This window comes from Actinoplanes auranticolor, assembly GCF_018332655.1.
In the GTDB taxonomy this organism is placed as follows: Bacteria; Actinomycetota; Actinomycetes; order Mycobacteriales; family Micromonosporaceae; genus Actinoplanes; species Actinoplanes auranticolor.
The window spans coordinates 25,682-41,636 of record NZ_BOQL01000068.1 but is presented as its reverse complement, the minus strand read 5'-3'; the positions used below and the strand labels follow the sequence as shown (position 1 = coordinate 41,636).

Annotated in this window: 20 protein-coding genes; 8 read left to right on the top strand and 12 right to left on the bottom strand. The window is 71.4% G+C overall.

What is annotated here, in order from left to right; genetic code table 11:
- Positions 1-16: 16 nt before the first annotated feature.
- From Aau02nite_RS38365 to Aau02nite_RS47585, 5 genes are all read right to left on the bottom strand, one after another.
- Positions 17-787: a universal stress protein gene (locus Aau02nite_RS38365; RefSeq protein ID WP_212993557.1), complete on the bottom strand. Its 771-nt coding sequence runs from the start codon at positions 785-787 to the stop codon at positions 17-19.
- A gap of 106 nt (positions 788-893) precedes the next feature.
- Positions 894-1,334, bottom strand: coding sequence for a cyclic nucleotide-binding domain-containing protein (locus tag Aau02nite_RS38360; RefSeq protein WP_212993556.1), 441 nt, complete (start codon positions 1,332-1,334; stop codon positions 894-896).
- Between the two features lie 41 nt (positions 1,335-1,375).
- Entirely contained in the window at positions 1,376-1,534 is a 159-nt protein-coding gene (locus tag Aau02nite_RS46950; RefSeq protein WP_246595769.1) for a hypothetical protein, read from the bottom strand.
- Positions 1,535-1,774: 240 nt separating this feature from the next.
- Entirely contained in the window at positions 1,775-1,987 is a 213-nt protein-coding gene (locus Aau02nite_RS46940) for a CBS domain-containing protein (RefSeq protein ID WP_246595762.1), read from the bottom strand.
- Positions 1,988-1,995: 8 nt separating this feature from the next.
- On the bottom strand, positions 1,996-2,130 hold the full coding sequence (locus Aau02nite_RS47585; protein WP_281421147.1) for a hypothetical protein: 135 nt from the start codon (positions 2,128-2,130) through the stop codon (positions 1,996-1,998).
- Positions 2,131-2,468: 338 nt separating this feature from the next.
- On the opposite strand from Aau02nite_RS47585, the gene Aau02nite_RS38350 reads away from it, so the two are divergent.
- The 4 genes from Aau02nite_RS38350 to Aau02nite_RS38335 all read left to right on the top strand — a co-directional run bounded on the left by Aau02nite_RS38350 (position 2,469) and on the right by Aau02nite_RS38335 (position 4,322).
- The gene (locus tag Aau02nite_RS38350) at positions 2,469-2,690 is read left to right on the top strand and encodes a universal stress protein (protein ID WP_246595761.1); all 222 of its coding nucleotides are present in this window, start codon (positions 2,469-2,471) and stop codon (positions 2,688-2,690) included.
- Positions 2,691-2,737: 47 nt separating this feature from the next.
- A complete protein-coding gene (locus Aau02nite_RS38345; protein WP_246595760.1) occupies positions 2,738-3,037 on the top strand; it encodes a universal stress protein in 300 nt (99 codons plus the stop codon).
- A gap of 135 nt (positions 3,038-3,172) precedes the next feature.
- Entirely contained in the window at positions 3,173-3,772 is a 600-nt protein-coding gene (locus Aau02nite_RS38340) for a hypothetical protein (RefSeq protein ID WP_438841214.1), read from the top strand.
- Between the two features lie 76 nt (positions 3,773-3,848).
- Positions 3,849-4,322 carry a universal stress protein gene (locus Aau02nite_RS38335; RefSeq protein WP_212993554.1) on the top strand — a complete coding sequence of 158 codons (474 nt, stop codon included), beginning with the start codon at positions 3,849-3,851 and terminating at the stop codon, positions 4,320-4,322.
- Positions 4,323-4,386: 64 nt separating this feature from the next.
- Here Aau02nite_RS38335 and Aau02nite_RS38330 read toward each other — a convergent pair whose 3' ends face one another.
- Entirely contained in the window at positions 4,387-4,848 is a 462-nt protein-coding gene (locus Aau02nite_RS38330; RefSeq protein ID WP_212993553.1) for a peptidoglycan-binding domain-containing protein, read from the bottom strand.
- Positions 4,849-5,047: 199 nt separating this feature from the next.
- On the opposite strand from Aau02nite_RS38330, the gene Aau02nite_RS38325 reads away from it, so the two are divergent.
- The 4 genes from Aau02nite_RS38325 to Aau02nite_RS38310 are packed head-to-tail and all read left to right on the top strand — an operon-like array spanning position 5,048 to position 7,028.
- Positions 5,048-5,347, top strand: a complete 300-nt coding sequence (locus Aau02nite_RS38325; protein WP_246595759.1) for a beta/alpha barrel domain-containing protein — start codon at positions 5,048-5,050, stop codon at positions 5,345-5,347.
- Between the two features lie 12 nt (positions 5,348-5,359).
- Positions 5,360-5,902: a hypothetical protein gene (locus Aau02nite_RS38320; protein WP_212993552.1), complete on the top strand. Its 543-nt coding sequence runs from the start codon at positions 5,360-5,362 to the stop codon at positions 5,900-5,902.
- A gap of 44 nt (positions 5,903-5,946) precedes the next feature.
- Positions 5,947-6,585: a hypothetical protein gene (locus Aau02nite_RS38315; protein WP_212993551.1), complete on the top strand. Its 639-nt coding sequence runs from the start codon at positions 5,947-5,949 to the stop codon at positions 6,583-6,585.
- Entirely contained in the window at positions 6,582-7,028 is a 447-nt protein-coding gene (locus tag Aau02nite_RS38310; protein ID WP_212993550.1) for a hypothetical protein, read from the top strand. Before Aau02nite_RS38315 ends, Aau02nite_RS38310 begins: the two co-directional genes overlap by 4 nt.
- Here Aau02nite_RS38310 and cydC read toward each other — a convergent pair.
- The 6 genes from cydC to Aau02nite_RS38280 form a co-directional block, all read right to left on the bottom strand.
- On the bottom strand, positions 7,014-8,696 hold the full coding sequence (gene cydC / locus Aau02nite_RS38305; protein WP_212993549.1) for a thiol reductant ABC exporter subunit CydC: 1,683 nt from the start codon (positions 8,694-8,696) through the stop codon (positions 7,014-7,016). The two genes, Aau02nite_RS38310 and cydC, sit on opposite strands and share 15 nt — an antisense overlap.
- Positions 8,693-10,303: a thiol reductant ABC exporter subunit CydD gene (gene cydD, locus Aau02nite_RS38300; protein ID WP_212993548.1), complete on the bottom strand. Its 1,611-nt coding sequence runs from the start codon at positions 10,301-10,303 to the stop codon at positions 8,693-8,695. Before cydD ends, cydC begins: the two co-directional genes overlap by 4 nt.
- On the bottom strand, positions 10,300-11,325 hold the full coding sequence (gene cydB, locus Aau02nite_RS38295; protein ID WP_212993547.1) for a cytochrome d ubiquinol oxidase subunit II: 1,026 nt from the start codon (positions 11,323-11,325) through the stop codon (positions 10,300-10,302). The genes cydD and cydB overlap by 4 nt, the downstream gene beginning before the upstream one ends.
- Positions 11,326-11,335: 10 nt before the next feature.
- Positions 11,336-12,727, bottom strand: a complete 1,392-nt coding sequence (locus Aau02nite_RS38290; RefSeq protein ID WP_212993546.1) for a cytochrome ubiquinol oxidase subunit I — start codon at positions 12,725-12,727, stop codon at positions 11,336-11,338.
- A gap of 607 nt (positions 12,728-13,334) precedes the next feature.
- Positions 13,335-14,126, bottom strand: a complete 792-nt coding sequence (locus Aau02nite_RS38285; protein WP_212993545.1) for an aquaporin — start codon at positions 14,124-14,126, stop codon at positions 13,335-13,337.
- A gap of 82 nt (positions 14,127-14,208) precedes the next feature.
- On the bottom strand, positions 14,209-15,900 hold the full coding sequence (locus Aau02nite_RS38280; protein WP_212993544.1) for a heparinase II/III family protein: 1,692 nt from the start codon (positions 15,898-15,900) through the stop codon (positions 14,209-14,211).
- Between the last annotated feature and the right edge of the window lie 55 nt (positions 15,901-15,955).

The following is a 15,955-nucleotide window of genomic DNA, read 5'->3' as shown; positions in this document are numbered from 1 at the left end:
GCTGCCGGCACGTCGCTCAGCCGATGAGGAACACCGGGCACGCGGACGCACGGACCAGAACGCGGGCGGCACGGCCGATGAGCGTCGTGGTGACGTCGGCACCGTGCCGGTCGACCACCACGGCCGACGCCTGTTGTGACGCGCTCACCATCGCCTCGACCGGATCACCCGTGACGGCGCCGTGGCACAGCCGGGGTACGGAACCGTCACCCGATGTGTGCAGGACGATCAGCTCGCATCCGCGGAGCATCGCCTCGGTACGGGCGAAGTCGAGGACCGCCGTGGGACTCCTGTCGTCGTCGACGCCGACGATGACCGGCCGGTCGGCGAGTGCCGGGCCGAGAGGCCGGCCGGACTCGGGGACGACCAGCGCAGGACCCCGGTGAAGGGCGGCCACCCGCTCCTCGATACGAATCCCGAACGCGGCGAGCGCCGGACCGCTGTGATGCCCCACGACGACGATGTCGGTGTCGGAGACCTCCTCGAGCAGCACGGTGGCCGCCGCACCGACGGCGAGGTGACTGGAGACAGCGACGGCCGGTGCGCGTCCGTGCACCCGGCCGGCCATCCGTTCGAGCATTCGTGCCCCTCGGTCGCCCGGCGCATACCGGGTCGTCCCAGCGGGCTGGACGTGCAGCAGTTGCAGATCCCACCCGCGCAACTCCGCCTCCACCGCGGCGTACTCCGCCGCGACCCGGCTGGCCGCCGAGTCGTCCACGCCGACGACGACCGCGCCGTTCGCCGGCCGGTCGTCGCGCTGGATCCTGTGCCTCTCGAGCAACCTCATCGCATTCTCCCGACGCCTCTGAGTTCTCTTCCAGCACAGCGCGTCGGCCCGGCCTGCGAGCAGTGCCACAGGTCATGCGCGGCGGGGGCTCAGTCCCCCGTCCCGCTCAGCCAGGACCGGAAGCACCGGCGGGATGGTCCGGGTAGGCGTACAGCTCGGTCAGCCGGTGTCGCGCCGCCTGCAGCCGGCTGCCCATGACATTTAGGAAGCGTGCGGTGAGCTCCCGCCCGAGGGCGGGGTCCGCGCTGATGAGCAGGCGTACCGGGGCGGCGTCGACCTCGATCGCGTGGCAGTCCTCCGCCACAGCCGCACCGAGGGTCCAGCGATACGGCGGCGACAGCCAGGACCAGCCGACGAAGCTGCCGGCACCGATGCCGGAACGCAGCAGCCAGAAGTGCTCGGCCGGGCTTTCTTCTCTGAACAGCCGGTAGCCCGTGTGTCGCAGCACCGGGCGGCCGTGGGCCGCCGGGCGCCGCAGCCAGCCCGTCGGGAGATCACCGAGGAAGGGGTGCAGGACGAGCTGGTCGAAGACGGACAAGGGTGCCATGACGTTCCTCCTGACCGACAGTCCTGCGGTCGGTGCTGTGCTCAGGCGGCACCGAACGGTGTGCCGATCCTGGAACCGCTGATCAGGCTGTCGTCGACGTCGAACACGAGGCCGTCCGCCACGTCGACGACCCCCGGAACGTGCCGGATCACCTGGGCGATCAGTTCGGCGCTGGACCGGAACTGCACCCGCCCGGTCACAACCACCGTCGACGCATTCGATCCGCACGGTGGCGCCCTTCACCGCCATGACGTGCTGCAGCGCCTCGTCGACGACGTCACGGCGGATCTCGCCGTCTGTGCGCCGGTGCACCTCGAGCAGGTCGCTGCGGGTCACGATGCCGATGAGATGCCCGGAAGGGTCGACGACCGGAAGCCGCTTGACGTGCTCACGGTGCATGCGGCGGGCAGCAGCGGCCAGGGACAGCGACGGTTCGGCAGTCACGAGGGGCGGGGCGGCGCGCCGCCGGCCTCGACTTTGTGCAGGAGATCCGCCTCTGACACCAGGCCGGCCAGCTTGCCGGCCTCGTTGACGACCGGCAGCGCGCTCACCCGGCGACTGAGCACCAGATCGACGATGTCACGGTACGGGGTGCCCTCCCGCACCGTGACGACGTCCTTGGTCATGACGTCGTCCACATGCCACAGTTTCATGACGCGCCTCATCTCCGGTGGGCGTGGCGTGCTGCCGGATCGGTGTGCGGCGGCCAGATCCGGTCGATCAGGTCCTCGAGCACGGGCCCGGCCACGATCAACAGCGCCAGCACCGCGAGGATCACGAGGATGAACCACGACATGACGGCACCTCCCATCCTTTCGTGCCTGAGCTGATCGTCGCTGTGCCGGCCGCGCAGCGGCAGAGTCTGCAGCACCTCCTTCGCGGGCCCTTCGACCCGGCGGGGCGGATCACCCGATGGCGCGATAGGTCACGTGCCGTGCGGCCCTCGCACGCGGGACCTGATGCACTTCCGGCGGGACGGGACCGGGTCCGACCATCGGGGAAACTGCCGAAAGGGGACCCGGTCATCGGAACCAAGGAGATCCTGGTGGGCACCGACGGCACAGCGGAGCTGACACTCTGATCGGCAATCCGGCGCCTCGGCTGCTGGCCGCGGCCGACGACACCGATCTGGTCGTGCTGGGCAGCCGTGGCCGTGGTGGATTCGGCGGCCTGCTGCTCGGATCGGTGAGCCGGCGGGTGGCCACCCACGCGCCCTGTCCGGTGGTCGTCGTCCGCGGTCGCGGCAATGTCGTCGACGGACCCGTCGCGGTCGGTGTGGACGACTCGCCGGCGGCCGACACCGTTCTGGCCACGGCGTTCGAGGCCGCCGCCGGGCGGAACGCCCACTCACCGTGATCCGTACCTACCTCCCGCCGCCCCTGCTGTGGATGGCGGGAGTGCCGGTGGCTGAGTTCTCGACGCCCGTGGAGGACGCCGCTGAGCGTCAACGCGTGGAGGAGCTGCTGACGCCGTGGCGCGACAAGCACCCCGGTGTGAAGGTCGACATCACGGTGTCGCACAACAGCTCCGCCGCGGCGCTGACCGACGCCTCCCACGGTGCTCAGCTCGTCGTCGTGGGCAGCCACGGTCACGGCAGCATCGCCGGCGCTCTGCTCGGCTCGACCGGGATCCAGCTGCTGCATCACGCGGACTGCCCGGTGCTGACCGCGCGGCAACCGGCGAGCGAGACCCGGCGTTCATAACAGCCAGGCGTCCCCGCAGCGGCCGGGTCCCGGCGAAGAGGGGCCGGGAGGCCCGGTCCGAACGGTACGCGGACTCTCCATCCGCCGCCGACCGCGGCGCTCAATGGGAGTGTCGAACAAGGATCGCGAGAGGACGTGGAAGCCATGACCGCCGCCACCAACCCCAACCCCACCGCCAGCCGCCGGAGCGCCGCGGAGACCACCACTGCGGCGCGCACCGTCACGGGCACCGCGACCGAGACCACTGCCCAGAAGGCCACTCGATATCTGCTCGCCGGTCTGCGGCTCGCGCTCGGCTGGGTGTTCCTCTGGGCCTTCCTGGACAAGCTGTTCGGACTCGGCTACGCAACCCCCTCGGCGAACGCCTGGATCGACGGCGGCAGCCCCACCGCGGGCTTCCTCGGCAAGGCCGTCAGCGGACCGTTCGAGGGCTTCTACCACAGCTTCGCCGGCGCGGCCTGGGCCGACTGGCTGTTCATGATCGGTCTCGCCGGCATCGGCATCGCCCTGCTGGCCGGCATCGGCATGCGCATCGCCGCTGCGGCCGGCGCGCTGATGCTGGTGCTCATGTGGACCGCCGTCCTGCCGCCCGAGAACAACCCGTTCATGGACGACCACCTCATCTACGCGGGTGTCCTCGTGGTGCTCGCCCTCACCGCGGCCGGGAACACGCTCGGCCTCGGTGAGTACTGGAGCCGCCTGCCGATCGTGCAGCGTCTCCCCTGGCTCAAGTGAATCCGGCAGCGAGCGTGGGGCGGCATCCGGGAACGGATGTCGCCCCACGCGTCTTCATCCGTAGAGAGGGGGAATCATGAGCAGCAGCTACCTGGTCGTCGCCGGAGTCGACGGCTCGGAGGGCGGGCGCCGCGCCCTGCAGTGGGCCGCCGGGGAGGCCGCCACCCGCGGCGGCGCCGTGCAGGCGGTCATCGCCTGGTCCTGGGACGGCCTGGAGTACGGGCCCATCGCGGCCACCCAGCCGCAGGAGGAGGCCGAACGCGCCGGCCGGCTGCTCGACCACGAGATCGAAGAACTCGTCGCGCGCAACGGTTCCAGTCTTCCGGTGGCCGGCGAGGTCATCGAGGGTCGCCCGGCGGACGTGCTCAGCGCCGCCGCACGTACCGCAGACCTGCTGGTGCTCGGCAGTCACGGCCACAGCCGGGTCCGGCACACCGTGCTCGGCTCGGTCAGCGAGGACTGCATCCGCAAGGCCACCTGTCCGGTCGTCGTCATCCCCGTGCCGGGCGAGCGTCCGGAGACCGCCGCCGAGCCGGCGCCGCGCACCTGAACGCGGCGCGGCGATGCCGGGCCATCCCCGCGGAAGGTGACCCGGCATCCCGCTGAGCATCGTTTCAGAAAGACAGCATTCCGCTGACCAGCGCCTGCCAGGTCATCGGGCCGACGATCCCGTCGACCGCCATCGACGGCACGTCGGCGTGGACCGCCGTCTGAAAGGCCCGCACGGCGGCGTCCGTCTTCGGTCCGAAGTCGCCGTCCACCTGTAGCCCCCGGTTCGGGTCGCCGGAGAGGTTCCGGAATTGGAACTCCTCCTGGACACCCCGCACGGCATCGCCCTCGTCACCCTTGCGGACCTGGATGATCAAGGACAGCCAGGTGCTGGGGCCGGCGATCCCGTCGACCGCGAGGCCCTTCTGCCGCTGCCAATCGCGGACGGCGGCCTCGGTACGGGCGCCGAAGATGCCGTCCACCGTGATGGCCTTCCCCCGGGCGCGCAGCAGATACTGCAACGTGACAACCGGGTGTTCCTTGTCGCCCTGACGCACCATCGGCCAGGGAAGCAATGTGCCTGCCATGTCGACCTGCCTCTCTTGTGCTGGGACGTGCCTTGAAACGGACATTAGTGATGCGGGGAGCGCCCCGGCAGAGTCGTTGAGCCCTTCTCCGTGCCGGTCCGCGTCGGCAGGACGGCAGTCCCGTCCGGGCGGGTCGTCAGACCCTGGACCGCACGCGTGGCCGCGACGAACGTGGACGGTGAAGGGAAAGGAGACTGCCATGACCGCACGGCTCAGGCTCTCGAGCTGCGGGCTCGGCGCGGGCAAGGAGGCCCGGTTGCACCGCATCCTCCACAAGCACGGTCTCGGCAACGGCACCGCGTTGTTCCTGCCGTACGACCAAGGCCTCGAGCACGGACCGCGGGACTTCTTCGCCGACCCGATCGCCGCCGACCCGAAGTACATCGTCAGGTTGGCCCTCGAGGGCGGCTTCAACGGCATAGCGATCCAGATCGGGCTCGAATCTCTGCGTTACGTCGACCGGCTGCGCGAGATCCTCGCCAAGTACCCGACGCCGTGAGAGGAGGCCGTCATGAAGGCGCTGCTCGTCTATGAATCGATGGTCGGCAACACCGAGAAGATCGCCCGGGCGATCGCCGGCGGGCTCGCTGAGCAGCTCGACGTCACCCTCGCCGACATCAGCACCATGCCACGCGACACCTCCCCGTTGCTGCCGGGGATGCCCGCTGCCGCGTTCGACACCAGAATCCACAAAGCCTTCCTGACGGGTTCCGCGGCGCACCGGATCCAGCGGCGCCTGCGCCGGCTGGGCTCGGCAGCTTCTGGGACGGTGGTCTGTTCCTGTGGCGCCACGGATCCGTCAGCCGCATCCGGCCGAGCAGCGGAACCGAACTCGAAGCAGCGGGCCTCATCGACCGCGGTGACGTCGCCGGTTCCAGGTGGGCGGATCCGCAGGGCATCGCCGTGCCGTTCCGCTGGCGCAACGGGCAGACCACGCTCTTCCCTGAACCCGTCGGGGACATCGCGTTCCATGTCACCGGCATCGACCGCCACGGCACCATCGGCGTGGCAGGAGACCACACATTCCGGACTCAGCGTGCTGCGATCGGCCTGAGTCCTCCGAGGGCACGATGTCCACCGAGGATCAAGGAGACGGCCATGACCATCGAGCCGGGCACGCAGGCCGCCGAGGTGTCGGTGTACTGGCTGCCCCTCGGCGCCGGCGGGCACGTGGTGCGCTGGAACGGCCGGCTCTACGAGGCACTGGCGGCGCGGCGCGAGCATCGACCGGCTGCCGGCCTCTACCACTGCGCCCTCGAGGTCCTCGTCGACGCCGACCGCTACGTCATCGAGATGGCGCCGGTCTGGGCGACCCACGCCACCGGACGCGGGGTGGTCCGGGAAGGCCCGGTGGGTCTGCCCTGGCTGGGCCGGTTCACCGCGTTCCGGTACGAGATCCGTCGGTGGCGCGGCGGGGTCATCCCCGACGCCGCCGCGGCTGTGGGCAGCCCCTACCGGGCGGGCGACGATATCGGCCGCGCACGGCACCTTCTCGATCTCGTGCCGCAGGCGCCGCTCGCCACCTGGGGACGCGACGAACTCGGCACCGGTGAGATGTGGAACTCCAACTCACTCGTCGCCTGGCTGCTGGCCCGGAGCGGGCACGACATGACCGGTATCCGGCCACCGGCTGGTGGCCGCCTTCCCGGCTGGCGAGCCGGCCTGGCCCTGGCCGCCCGGCAGACCCTCACGGCGCGGCGCACCGCCGCGCCGCACCTTGACGGGAGGCCATCATGATCACCAAATCCGCACGCAACCGGCCGTCCCGGGCGGCTCGCTCCTTCGGCTACACGGTCGCGGCCGTGCTGAACACGGTGCTGCTCTATCTGGTGAACGTCCGTCCCGGCTGGCGCGCAGTGCCGTTCCTGACCGAGGACACCACCCGGGTGCTGGTCGTTCTCAACCTGTCGCTGGCCGCGGGGATCGTGGCGAACCTGCTGTACGTGCTCTACGACCCGCCCCGGTGGAAGGCTCTGGGGGATCTCGTCACGAACAGCATCAGCCTCGTCGTCCTGTTCCGGGTCTGGGCGGTGTTCCCGTTCGCATTCGACGGGCACGAGTGGACGCTGATCGCCCGTACCGTCCTGGTCTTCGCGATCGCCGGCACCGGGATCGCCATGCTCGTGCAGGCGGTGTCGGCGGCCGGAGCCGTCGGCCGATCGGTGTCAGGACACGCCTGACGGAACCGCCGGCACCAGTTCCCCGGCGGGTTCCCGTACCCGTCCCGCGGCCAGCGTGATCACCTCGTCGACCACCGCCAGGTCGTCCGTGCGGTGGGTGATGAGCAGGACCGTGCGATCACCGGCGGCCGCGAGCAGGTCGCGGGTCAGGGCCACCGCCGTCTCGTCGTCGAGGTGTTCGGTGGGCTCGTCCAGGATCAGCACCGGGGTGTCCGCGAGCAGCGCGCGGGCCAGGGCGAGCCGCCGCCGCTGGCCCCCGGACAACGCCAGGCCGTGCTCGCCGACCAGCGTGTCGAGTCCGTCCGGCAGAGAGACCACCCAGTCCAGCAGGCGAGCGGCCCGGAGCGCGGCACGCAGGTCGTCCGTGGACGCCTGACGGTCGGCGATGCGCAGGTTCTCGCCGATCGTCGTGTCGAACAGGTACGCGTCCTCGCTCAGGTAACCGACCACCTGGCGGACCCGCTCCGGCGCGAGGGTCCGCAGGTCGATCCCGTCCAGGGTCACCCGGCCGGACCTCGGGTCGAGGAAGCGCACCAGCAGCGCCGCCACCGTGGACTTGCCCGACCCGCTCGGTCCCACCAGCGCGACCCGGCTACCCGGCGCGAGCGTGAGGTCCACGTCCCGCAGGGCGGTGTGTCCCGGCGCCCAGCCCGCGGTCACGTGCTCCAGGCGCAGCGTGTGCGGACCGGCGGGCAGCTCGTCCGGGTCGCTCACGGTCGTCACCGGTACGGGGGCCGTGAAGATCTCGGCGAGCCGGCCCAGGGCGGCCCGTGCTCCGGCCCAGCGCTGCGCGGCCAGGGGCAGCGCGCCCGCGGTCTCGAAGACGGCCAGCGGCGTCAGCACGACAACCGCGAGCAGTTCGCCGGACAGCTGACCCCCGCGGACGGCCACGGCACCCGCGGCGAGCCCGACGAGCAGGCACAGGCCGGTGCTCAGGGCGGTGACCGCGGCGGAGATTCCGGTGGCGGTGGCGGAACGCTGCTCGGCGCGGCGCAACCGGGCGTCCACCTCGTCGAGACGGGCCAGCTGGCGCGGCACCGACCCGTACGCGGTCAGGTCGGGCAGGCCGTGCAGCAGGCCGACGGTGGCCGTGGCGAGCTCGCCGCGCAGCGGGGCGAGCCGGCCGTCGGCCCGGCGGGCGGCGGCCGACTGCAGCATCGGCACGACGATCCCGGTCAGGACCAGGGCCGCCGCCAGGGTCAGCCCCGCGACCGGCAGCAGCGTGCCGACCAGGGCGACGGCGCCGACGCCGACCAGCCCGGCGACGGCGTAGGGCAGCAGCACCCTGGTCACCAGGTCCAGCACGGCGTCGACGTCGGTGACGAGGCGCTGCACCAGGTCGGCGCGGCGGAAGTCGGCCAGCCCGGCCGGTGCGAGCTTCTCCAGGCGGGTGAACACTCGTACCCGTAGCTCGCCCAGGATCCGGAAGGCCGCGTCGTGGCCGACGAGACGTTCGAGGTAGCGCAGGGCGCCGCGGCCGATGCCGCAGGCGCGGACCACGACGATGGCGACCATCAGGTGCAGGACCGGCGGGTGCAGCGCGGCCCGCGAGATCAGCCAGGCCGAGGTGGCCATCAGCCCGATACCCGCGCCGGCCGCGCCGACCCCGGCCAGCACGGCGAGCAGCAGGCGGCCCGAGGCGGGCCGCAGGACGGCGAGCAGGTTCATGCCGCCACCGCCGCCGGGGCCAGGCTGATGACCCGGTCGGCCAGGGCGATCAGCTCCGGGCGGTGGGCGGCGATGACGACGGTACGGCCGCGCGCGAGCTCCCGGACGGCGCCCATCACGCCCGCAGCCGTGGCGGCGTCGAGATTGGCGGTGGGCTCGTCGAGCAGCACGATCGGCGCGTCCCGCAGGAAGGCCCGGGCCAGCGCGATCCGTTGCCGTTGCCCGGCGGACAGGCCGGTGCCGTCGTCGCCGAGCACGGTGTCGTAGTCGTCGAGGAAGGTGTCCACTCCGGCCAGGTGCGCGGCCCGGTTCACGTCCCCGTCGGCACCGAGCGTGATGTTGTCACGGACCGTCCCGGCGAACAGGTGCGGCCGCTGCGGCACCCAGGCGATCCGGCTGCGCCACGCATCGAGGTCCACGGCTGACAGCGGGACACCGCCGACGGTGACCCGGCCCGCGGCCGGCCGCACGAAGCCGAGCAGCACGCCCAGCGCGGTGGATTTGCCGCAGCCGCTGGGACCGGTGAGAGCGACGACCTCGCCGGGCTGGATCAGCGCCGAGAGCCGCAGGGCGTCACCGTCGCGCCCGGGGTAACGCACGACGACGTCCTCGAACGCGAGGGTGCCGGTGGGCGGGACGGTGGAACCGGCGCCCGGGACCGGGGTCTCGAGGATCTCGAACGCCTCCGTGGCGGCGGCCAGGCCCTCGGCGCTGGCGTGGTAGTTCGCGCCCACCTGCCGCAGCGGCAGGTAGGCCTCCGGCGCCAGGATCAGCACGAGCAGCGCGGTCGTCAGGTCCAGGTGCCCGGACACCAGTCGCAGCCCGATGCCGACCGCGACCAGCGCGACGGACAGAGTGGCGAGCAGTTCCAGCACGAGCGAGGACAGGAACGCGGTCCGCAGGGTGCGCATGGTCAACCGGCGCTGGTCGGCGCTGATCCGGCGGATCGTCCCGGCCTGAGCGCGGGCCCGGCCGAACAGCTTGAGCGTCGGCAGCCCGGCGACGACGTCGAGGAAGTGGTGCGACAGCCGGGTCAGCAGCCGGAACTGACGGCGGTTCGCGGCCTCGGTGTGCAGGCCGATCAGCGCCATGAAGACCGGGATCAGCGGCAGGGTCAGGGCGATGGTCGCGGTGGCGACGAGGTCGGCCGGCAGGAGCCGGGCCAGCACGATCGCGGGGACCAGCGCGGCCAGCACGAGCTGCGGCAGGTACCGCGCGAAGTAGGCGTCGAGCGCGTCGAGCCCCCGGGTCACCAGCGTGGTGACCTCCCCGGTACGGGCCGGCCGGTCCGGGCCCAGCGCCGCCAGCCGGACGAGCAGCCCACGGCGCAGTTCGGACTTCACGCCCGCGGCCGACCGGGCGGCGGCGACCTCCTGCGCCCACGCCACGAAGCAGCGCCCGGCCACCACGACAGCCAGCCAGCCCAGCACCGGCGTCAGGTCGGCGACGTCCGCACCGTCCAGGAACACCGCCGTGATGCCGTGAGCGAGCAGGGTCGCCTGGGCGACGATCAGCCCGGCCAGGGCCACGCCCAGGGCGACCGTGACCACCAGGTACGCCCGCGTGGAGCGGGCGTACCTCAACAGGCGCGGGTCGAGCGGCTTCACACCGTCTCCCGGGTGGCGGGCGGCGGCGACACCGGGATGTGCTCGACGGTGAGCCGCTGGCGGAAGACCCAGTACGTCCAGCCCTGGTAGGCCAGCACGATCGGGGTGAAGACGACCGCGACCCAGGTCATCACCTTGAGCGTGTACGGCGTGGAGGACGCGTTGTCCACGGTCAGGCTGTTGGCCGCGGCGATGCTGGAGGGCATCACGTCCGGGAACAGCGTCACGAACAGCGCGAAGACGGCGAGGACCAGGGTGGCGCCGGTGGCCAGGAAGGCCCAGCCCTCCCGGCGTACCTGGGTCGCCACGGCCGCCCCGATCAGCGCGACGGCCGCCGCGGCCGAGAGCAGCCAGCCGGCCGGGTCGTGGTGGTCGGTCGCCGTCCAGAGCAGGAAGCCGCCGGCGACCGCGATCGCCGGGCCGGCGATCGCGGCGGCGAGCCGTCCGGCCCGCTCGCGCATCTCGCCGCCCGTCTTCAGCGCCAGGAAGACCGCACCGTGCAGAGTGAACAGCGTCAGCGTGGTGAGTCCGCCGAGCAACGCGTACGGGTTGAGCAGCTCGAAGAACCCGCCGACGTACTCGTGATCGGCGTCCAGCCGCACGCCCCGGATGATGTTGCCGAAGGCCACTCCCCAGAGCAGCGCCGGGACCAGGCTGCCGCCGATGATGCAGTAGTCCCAGCGACGCTTCCAGGCGGCGTCGTCACGCTTGCCGCGGTACTCGAACGCGACACCGCGCAGGATCAGCGCGACGAGGATCAGCAGTAACGGCAGGTAGAAGCCGGAGAACAGGGTCGCGTACCACTCGGGGAACGCGGCGAAGGTGGCGCCGCCGGCGACCAGCAGCCAGACCTCGTTGCCGTCCCAGACCGGGCCGATGGTGTTGATCAGCAGGCGGCGTTCGCGGTCGTCGCGGCCCAGCACCGGCAGCAGGATGCCGACGCCGAAGTCGAAACCCTCGAGCAGGAAGTAGCCGGCCCAGAGCACGGCGATCAGGCCGAACCAGAAAGTAGTGAGTTCCATGTCGGCCCTTTCAGTAGGCGAAGGCCAGCGGGCGGTCGGCGTCGTCATCGATCGGTGGTTCGATCTCCGGTGCGCCGGCGCGGGCGTACTTGAGGAACAGGCCGACCTCGATGACCGCCAGGACGCCGTAGAGGGCGGTCAGCACGATCAGTGAGGTGGCGGCCTCGCCGGTGCTGACCGACGGTGAGCCGCTCTCCGCGGTCTTGAACACGCCGAACACGGTCCAGGGCTGGCGGCCCATCTCGGTGAAGATCCAGCCGAAGGAGTTCGCCAGCAGCGGCATGCCGACGGTGCCGATCGCCGCGATCCAGAGCCAGCGGCTCGCCGGGGTCCGGCCGCGCCGGGTGGCCCAGAGCGCCAGCAGCGCCACGGCCATGGCGAGCCCGCCGAAGCCGATCATCAGGCGGAACGACCAGTACGTGACGGGCACGTACGGCCGGTAGTCGCCGGGGCCGTACTTCTCGGCGTACTGCTGTTGCAGGTCGTTGATGCCCTCGACCTCGCCGGAGGGACTTCCGGTGGCCATGAACGACAGCAGAGAGGGGATGCGGACGCTGGCCACCTCCTCGCGCCCGTCGAGCGAGCCGATGGTGAACAGCGAGAAGCTCGCCGGTTTCGACGTGTCGTAGAGCGCCTCGGCCGCGGCCATCTTCATCGGCTGCTGCTCGGTCATGATCCGGGCCTGCAGGTCGCCGGTGATCAGCACGCCGATCCCGGCGATCAGCACCACCCAGGCGCCGAGCCGCAGACCCGGGCGGAAGATCTCCTCCTGGTTGCGCTTGCGCAGGTGCCAGGCGCTGACCGCGAGCAGCAGGGCGCCGGCGGTGAGGAAGCAGGCGGTGATGGTGTGCGGAAAGGTCACCAGCGTCGTGGAGTTGGTCAGGACGGCCCCGATGCTGTTCAGCTCGGCCCGGCCGGTCTCGGCGTTGACCTCGTAGCCGACGGGGTGCTGCATCCAGGAGTTGGCGGCCAGGATGAAGTACGCCGACAGCAGCGTCCCGATCGACGCCAGCCAGATCGTGGCCAGATGCAGCTTCTTCGGCAACCGGTCCCAGCCGAAGATCCACAGCCCGAGGAACGTCGACTCCAGGAAGAACGCGAGCAGCCCCTCGATGGCCAGCGGCGCCCCGAAGATGTCCCCGACGAAGCGCGAGTAGTCACTCCAGTTCATCCCGAACTGGAACTCCTGCACGATGCCGGTGACCACCCCCATCGCGAAGTTGATCAGGAACAGCTTGCCCCAGAACTTGGTGGCACGCAGGTACTTCTCCTTGCCGGTCCGTACCCAGGCGGTCTGCATCCCGGCGACCAGCGCCGACATCCCGATGGTGATCGGCACGAAGATGAAGTGGTACACGGTGGTGATGCCGAACTGCCATCGGGCCAGATCGAGCGCGTCCACGAGGGGTTCCTTTCCACGGCTGCGCTCGATTCTGCGGATCACTCGCGCCGGGACCTCAGGGCCGAAGGTCCCGTCTTGCGGGCAGGTCGTCCCGTGCGGGCCGGCCGGGCCGTCGCTTGCGGCGCGCCGGCACGGTGCGGTGACACCACGCACCCCAACCGTCGACTCCGGGGCCACGGGGACTGTCACGGATCGCCTGCAGCACCTGGGCGGGTGGTATCCCGTCATTTCGGTACGCAGCCGCCGCGGCTCTCTCCGACGCGGCCAGCTTGCGCTCACGCCGGGTGGCTCAGCGGCGTCCGGCAGGTGCCACGCCGCACGATCATGCATCGGCTGACCAAGGCTGAACGGCTCCTCACCACCCGTGCATGACGCCACCGGCCGGCGCGGCTTCCCGCCCGGGAACGGACTTCCGGCCCTGACCTTTTCCGCGACCTCGCGTCAGAATCGGGCGGACACCGTTCCAGAACGGAGATCCATGATGGATACGCAGCCGAGGGACCGGCGGCCCGGCCGGATCACCCGATGGATGTACCGGTCGGGGCGCCGCACATTTTCCGCAGTCACGGCGCGATGGGCCGCTCACGTCCAGCTCACCGACACGCGTCTACCTGATGAGACCGCGCCTGCCCGGATAGCCGGGGAAGGAGCCCACGAGAGGCCGGGTCCGGAGTCCGGCCCGGACACCGCGCACAGTCCAGCCGGCGAGCACACCACCGGCCACCGGTGCGAGCAGGTAGACGGCGAGCAGGCGGACCTCTCCGGAGAACAGGGCGGGGCCCAGTTGCCGGGCCGGGTTGGCGGAGCCCCCGGTGAGTGTCCCGAGAGCCGCCCCCTGCAGTCCGAACAGCGCGCCCACGATCCGGGCCAGGGGCCAATGGGCCCGGCCGGCCGTCACGCAGCACATCACCGCCACGATGACCGCCAGCGTGGTCGCCTCGGCGACCGCCACGGACGTCGCGGTCCAGCCCGTTCCCGGCTGCACGACTGCCCACCGGACGGGCTGACCGGACACCGCGGGTCCCCAGACGAGCCTGGTGACCACGGTGGCGGCGATCGATCCGGCTCCCTGGGCCGCCAGGTAGGGCGGGACCCGCCGGGCCGGCACGGATCCGGACGCGAACAGGCCCAGGGTGATCGCCGGGTTCATGTGTGCGCCACTGAAGCGTCCCGGCGGCGAGGTCGCGAACCCGACGATGACCACGCCGACCAACGCCGACACGACCAACACCCGAAGCCGCAGTTCGGTGACCGTGGCGCCCGGCGCCATCGGGCCCATCCCCCAGCGCACGAGCGTGAAGACGGTGGCCATGAAGGCCGTCGTCAGGCCGAATTCGACCAGCGCGGCCCGGCCGTCCGCCCTCGTCGGCCGTATCGCCGCCCACCCTGCCGCTTCCATGAGCACGAGCATCGTCCGAAGATCGACTTGCCAGCAGGGCTGATGGTCCCGTCCCGGCCGGTCTTTCGCCGGTGCTGCCCGGTCAGCTGACCGCGAAGCTCGTCACCGACGACCGCCCGTGGGAGCGGATCACGATCTCGTACGCGGGGACCCGGCTGCCCCGCTTCGGGAAGTGCCAGCCCTGCGGCGGCCGGGTGACGCCCCGGAGGACTCCGGACAGCCGGCCGTTCGTGGTGATGGTGAGCCGGCGGCCGGACGGGTGCGCGAACACCAGCTTCGTGCCGTTGCGGGGTGCGGACACCACCTTCCACGCGGGATCGAGGTGGAAGTACTGCCGCCACAGCTTCTTGGTCGGGAAGGAGTCGCTGACCTTCATCGTCCGGGTGTCGCGTTTGACGTTGACGCCGCGGGTGTGGCGGATGCCGAACATCGTGTCCTGCACCGTCCAGCTGTGCGCGGCGGCCTGGACCACGCTCGCGGTCACCTTGCCGCCGGCGTTGGTCACCTTGCCGCGGTCGGGGATCGCCACGTTGTGGCTCTTCGGCGACACCTGGTAGGCCCAGTAGTTGCTCGTGGTGTCGTAGCTGTACCGGCCGGGACCGACGAGCACCCGTACGCCCGCGGCGCTGAAGGTCACGCCACCGGCCCGGTCGTGCTGGCCGTGCGCGCGCCGGCCCGGCCCGTACCGGACGGTGTAGTAGACGGCCCGGGGATCGCTCCACGACCAGCGGCCGACCACCCAGCCGGTCTTGTCGTCGCGCAGCGCCCGCGGCGTGGTGAAGGCCGCCGTGGTGCCGGCCGACTCGTCCGAGTCACCGATCTGCACGATCTTGCCGTCGGGCTCGGTCAGCCAATGGTTGGCGATGCGGGCCTCGGCCACGATGGCGCCGACCTTGGCAGCTGCGGACGCGGACCCGGGCGTTCCCCGCAGTACCGTGACCGCGTTGTCCCAGAGCCGGGTGTTGACCCCGTGGTACATCGACGACTGCTCGTAGGACAGGCCGCGGGGGGAGAACGCCTTGGGCGCCTCGCTCGTCATCCGGCGGGCCGCGGTGGATTTCCAGGCGGGCACCTTGAGCAGCTCGCCGGCCCGGATGAGGGCCAGGTTGGCCATCAGGCCGTGGTTGTGCACCGGGTGCCGGGGCGGACCGTAGTACCGCGATCCGAGCAGGACTCTGGCGTCGGCGGTCATGCCGGCCCGCAGCCGCGTCGACCCGGTGAGGGCGTACAGGCAGTTCTTGGTCTCGAGGCGGCGCAGCGCCGTACCCTCGTCCCAGCCGTAGTTGTTGTTGCCCGGGTCCGGGTTCTGGCGGTGGAACTTGACCACCTGGTCGACGAGCGCGGCCAGTGACTTCCGCTGGCCGTCGATGGCCGCCCGCCGCGCCAGCGGCTTCATCCACATCAGACCCTGGTACTGCAGGCGCCAGGTGACGTCCTTGACCGGTGGTTTGCGCCAGGACGCCGCGGCGATCGAGCCGACGGTGAAGGTCGGCGCCGGAGGCATGCTGACCCTGATCGGCACACCGTCGGGTACCGGCGCGGCAGCCGCACTGCCGCAGCGGGCGTCGGCGGTCGGGTCCACGGCCCGGGCTTGCAGCCCGCCGCCCATCCCGGGTCCGGGGCCGTAGATCTGTTGCAGGGCCTCGAGATCGTCGACCAGGACCGGATCCAGGCCGATGACGTGCGGCTCGGCCGGCCGGGCCGCGGCGGGGCCGGCTCCGACCAACACCGCGGTGAGCGCGACCACAACTCCTGGCACAACGGATCTTCGCATGTTCCTGGCCACCATCCCCCGTGGACCGGACCCGACTATCAGGTCTCTTCGTTGA

Bases quoted from the DNA above. Each gene is read 5' to 3' on its own strand.
- Aau02nite_RS38365 (WP_212993557.1), bottom strand. From the start codon at position 787: ATGAGGTTGCTCGAGAGGCACAGGATCCAGCGCGACGACCGGCCGGCG.
- Aau02nite_RS38360 (WP_212993556.1), bottom strand. From the start codon at position 1,334: ATGGCACCCTTGTCCGTCTTCGACCAGCTCGTCCTGCACCCCTTCCTC.
- Aau02nite_RS46940 (WP_246595762.1), bottom strand. From the start codon at position 1,987: ATGAAACTGTGGCATGTGGACGACGTCATGACCAAGGACGTCGTCACG.
- Aau02nite_RS47585 (WP_281421147.1), bottom strand. From the start codon at position 2,130: ATGTCGTGGTTCATCCTCGTGATCCTCGCGGTGCTGGCGCTGTTGATC.
- Aau02nite_RS38335 (WP_212993554.1), top strand. From the start codon at position 3,849: ATGAGCAGCAGCTACCTGGTCGTCGCCGGAGTCGACGGCTCGGAGGGC.
- Aau02nite_RS38330 (WP_212993553.1), bottom strand. From the start codon at position 4,848: ATGGCAGGCACATTGCTTCCCTGGCCGATGGTGCGTCAGGGCGACAAG.
- Aau02nite_RS38325 (WP_246595759.1), top strand. From the start codon at position 5,048: ATGACCGCACGGCTCAGGCTCTCGAGCTGCGGGCTCGGCGCGGGCAAG.
- Aau02nite_RS38320 (WP_212993552.1), top strand. From the start codon at position 5,360: ATGAAGGCGCTGCTCGTCTATGAATCGATGGTCGGCAACACCGAGAAG.
- Aau02nite_RS38315 (WP_212993551.1), top strand. From the start codon at position 5,947: ATGACCATCGAGCCGGGCACGCAGGCCGCCGAGGTGTCGGTGTACTGG.
- Aau02nite_RS38310 (WP_212993550.1), top strand. From the start codon at position 6,582: ATGATCACCAAATCCGCACGCAACCGGCCGTCCCGGGCGGCTCGCTCC.
- cydC (WP_212993549.1), bottom strand. From the start codon at position 8,696: ATGAACCTGCTCGCCGTCCTGCGGCCCGCCTCGGGCCGCCTGCTGCTC.
- cydB (WP_212993547.1), bottom strand. From the start codon at position 11,325: ATGGAACTCACTACTTTCTGGTTCGGCCTGATCGCCGTGCTCTGGGCC.
- Aau02nite_RS38285 (WP_212993545.1), bottom strand. From the start codon at position 14,126: ATGGAAGCGGCAGGGTGGGCGGCGATACGGCCGACGAGGGCGGACGGC.
- Aau02nite_RS38280 (WP_212993544.1), bottom strand. From the start codon at position 15,900: ATGCGAAGATCCGTTGTGCCAGGAGTTGTGGTCGCGCTCACCGCGGTG.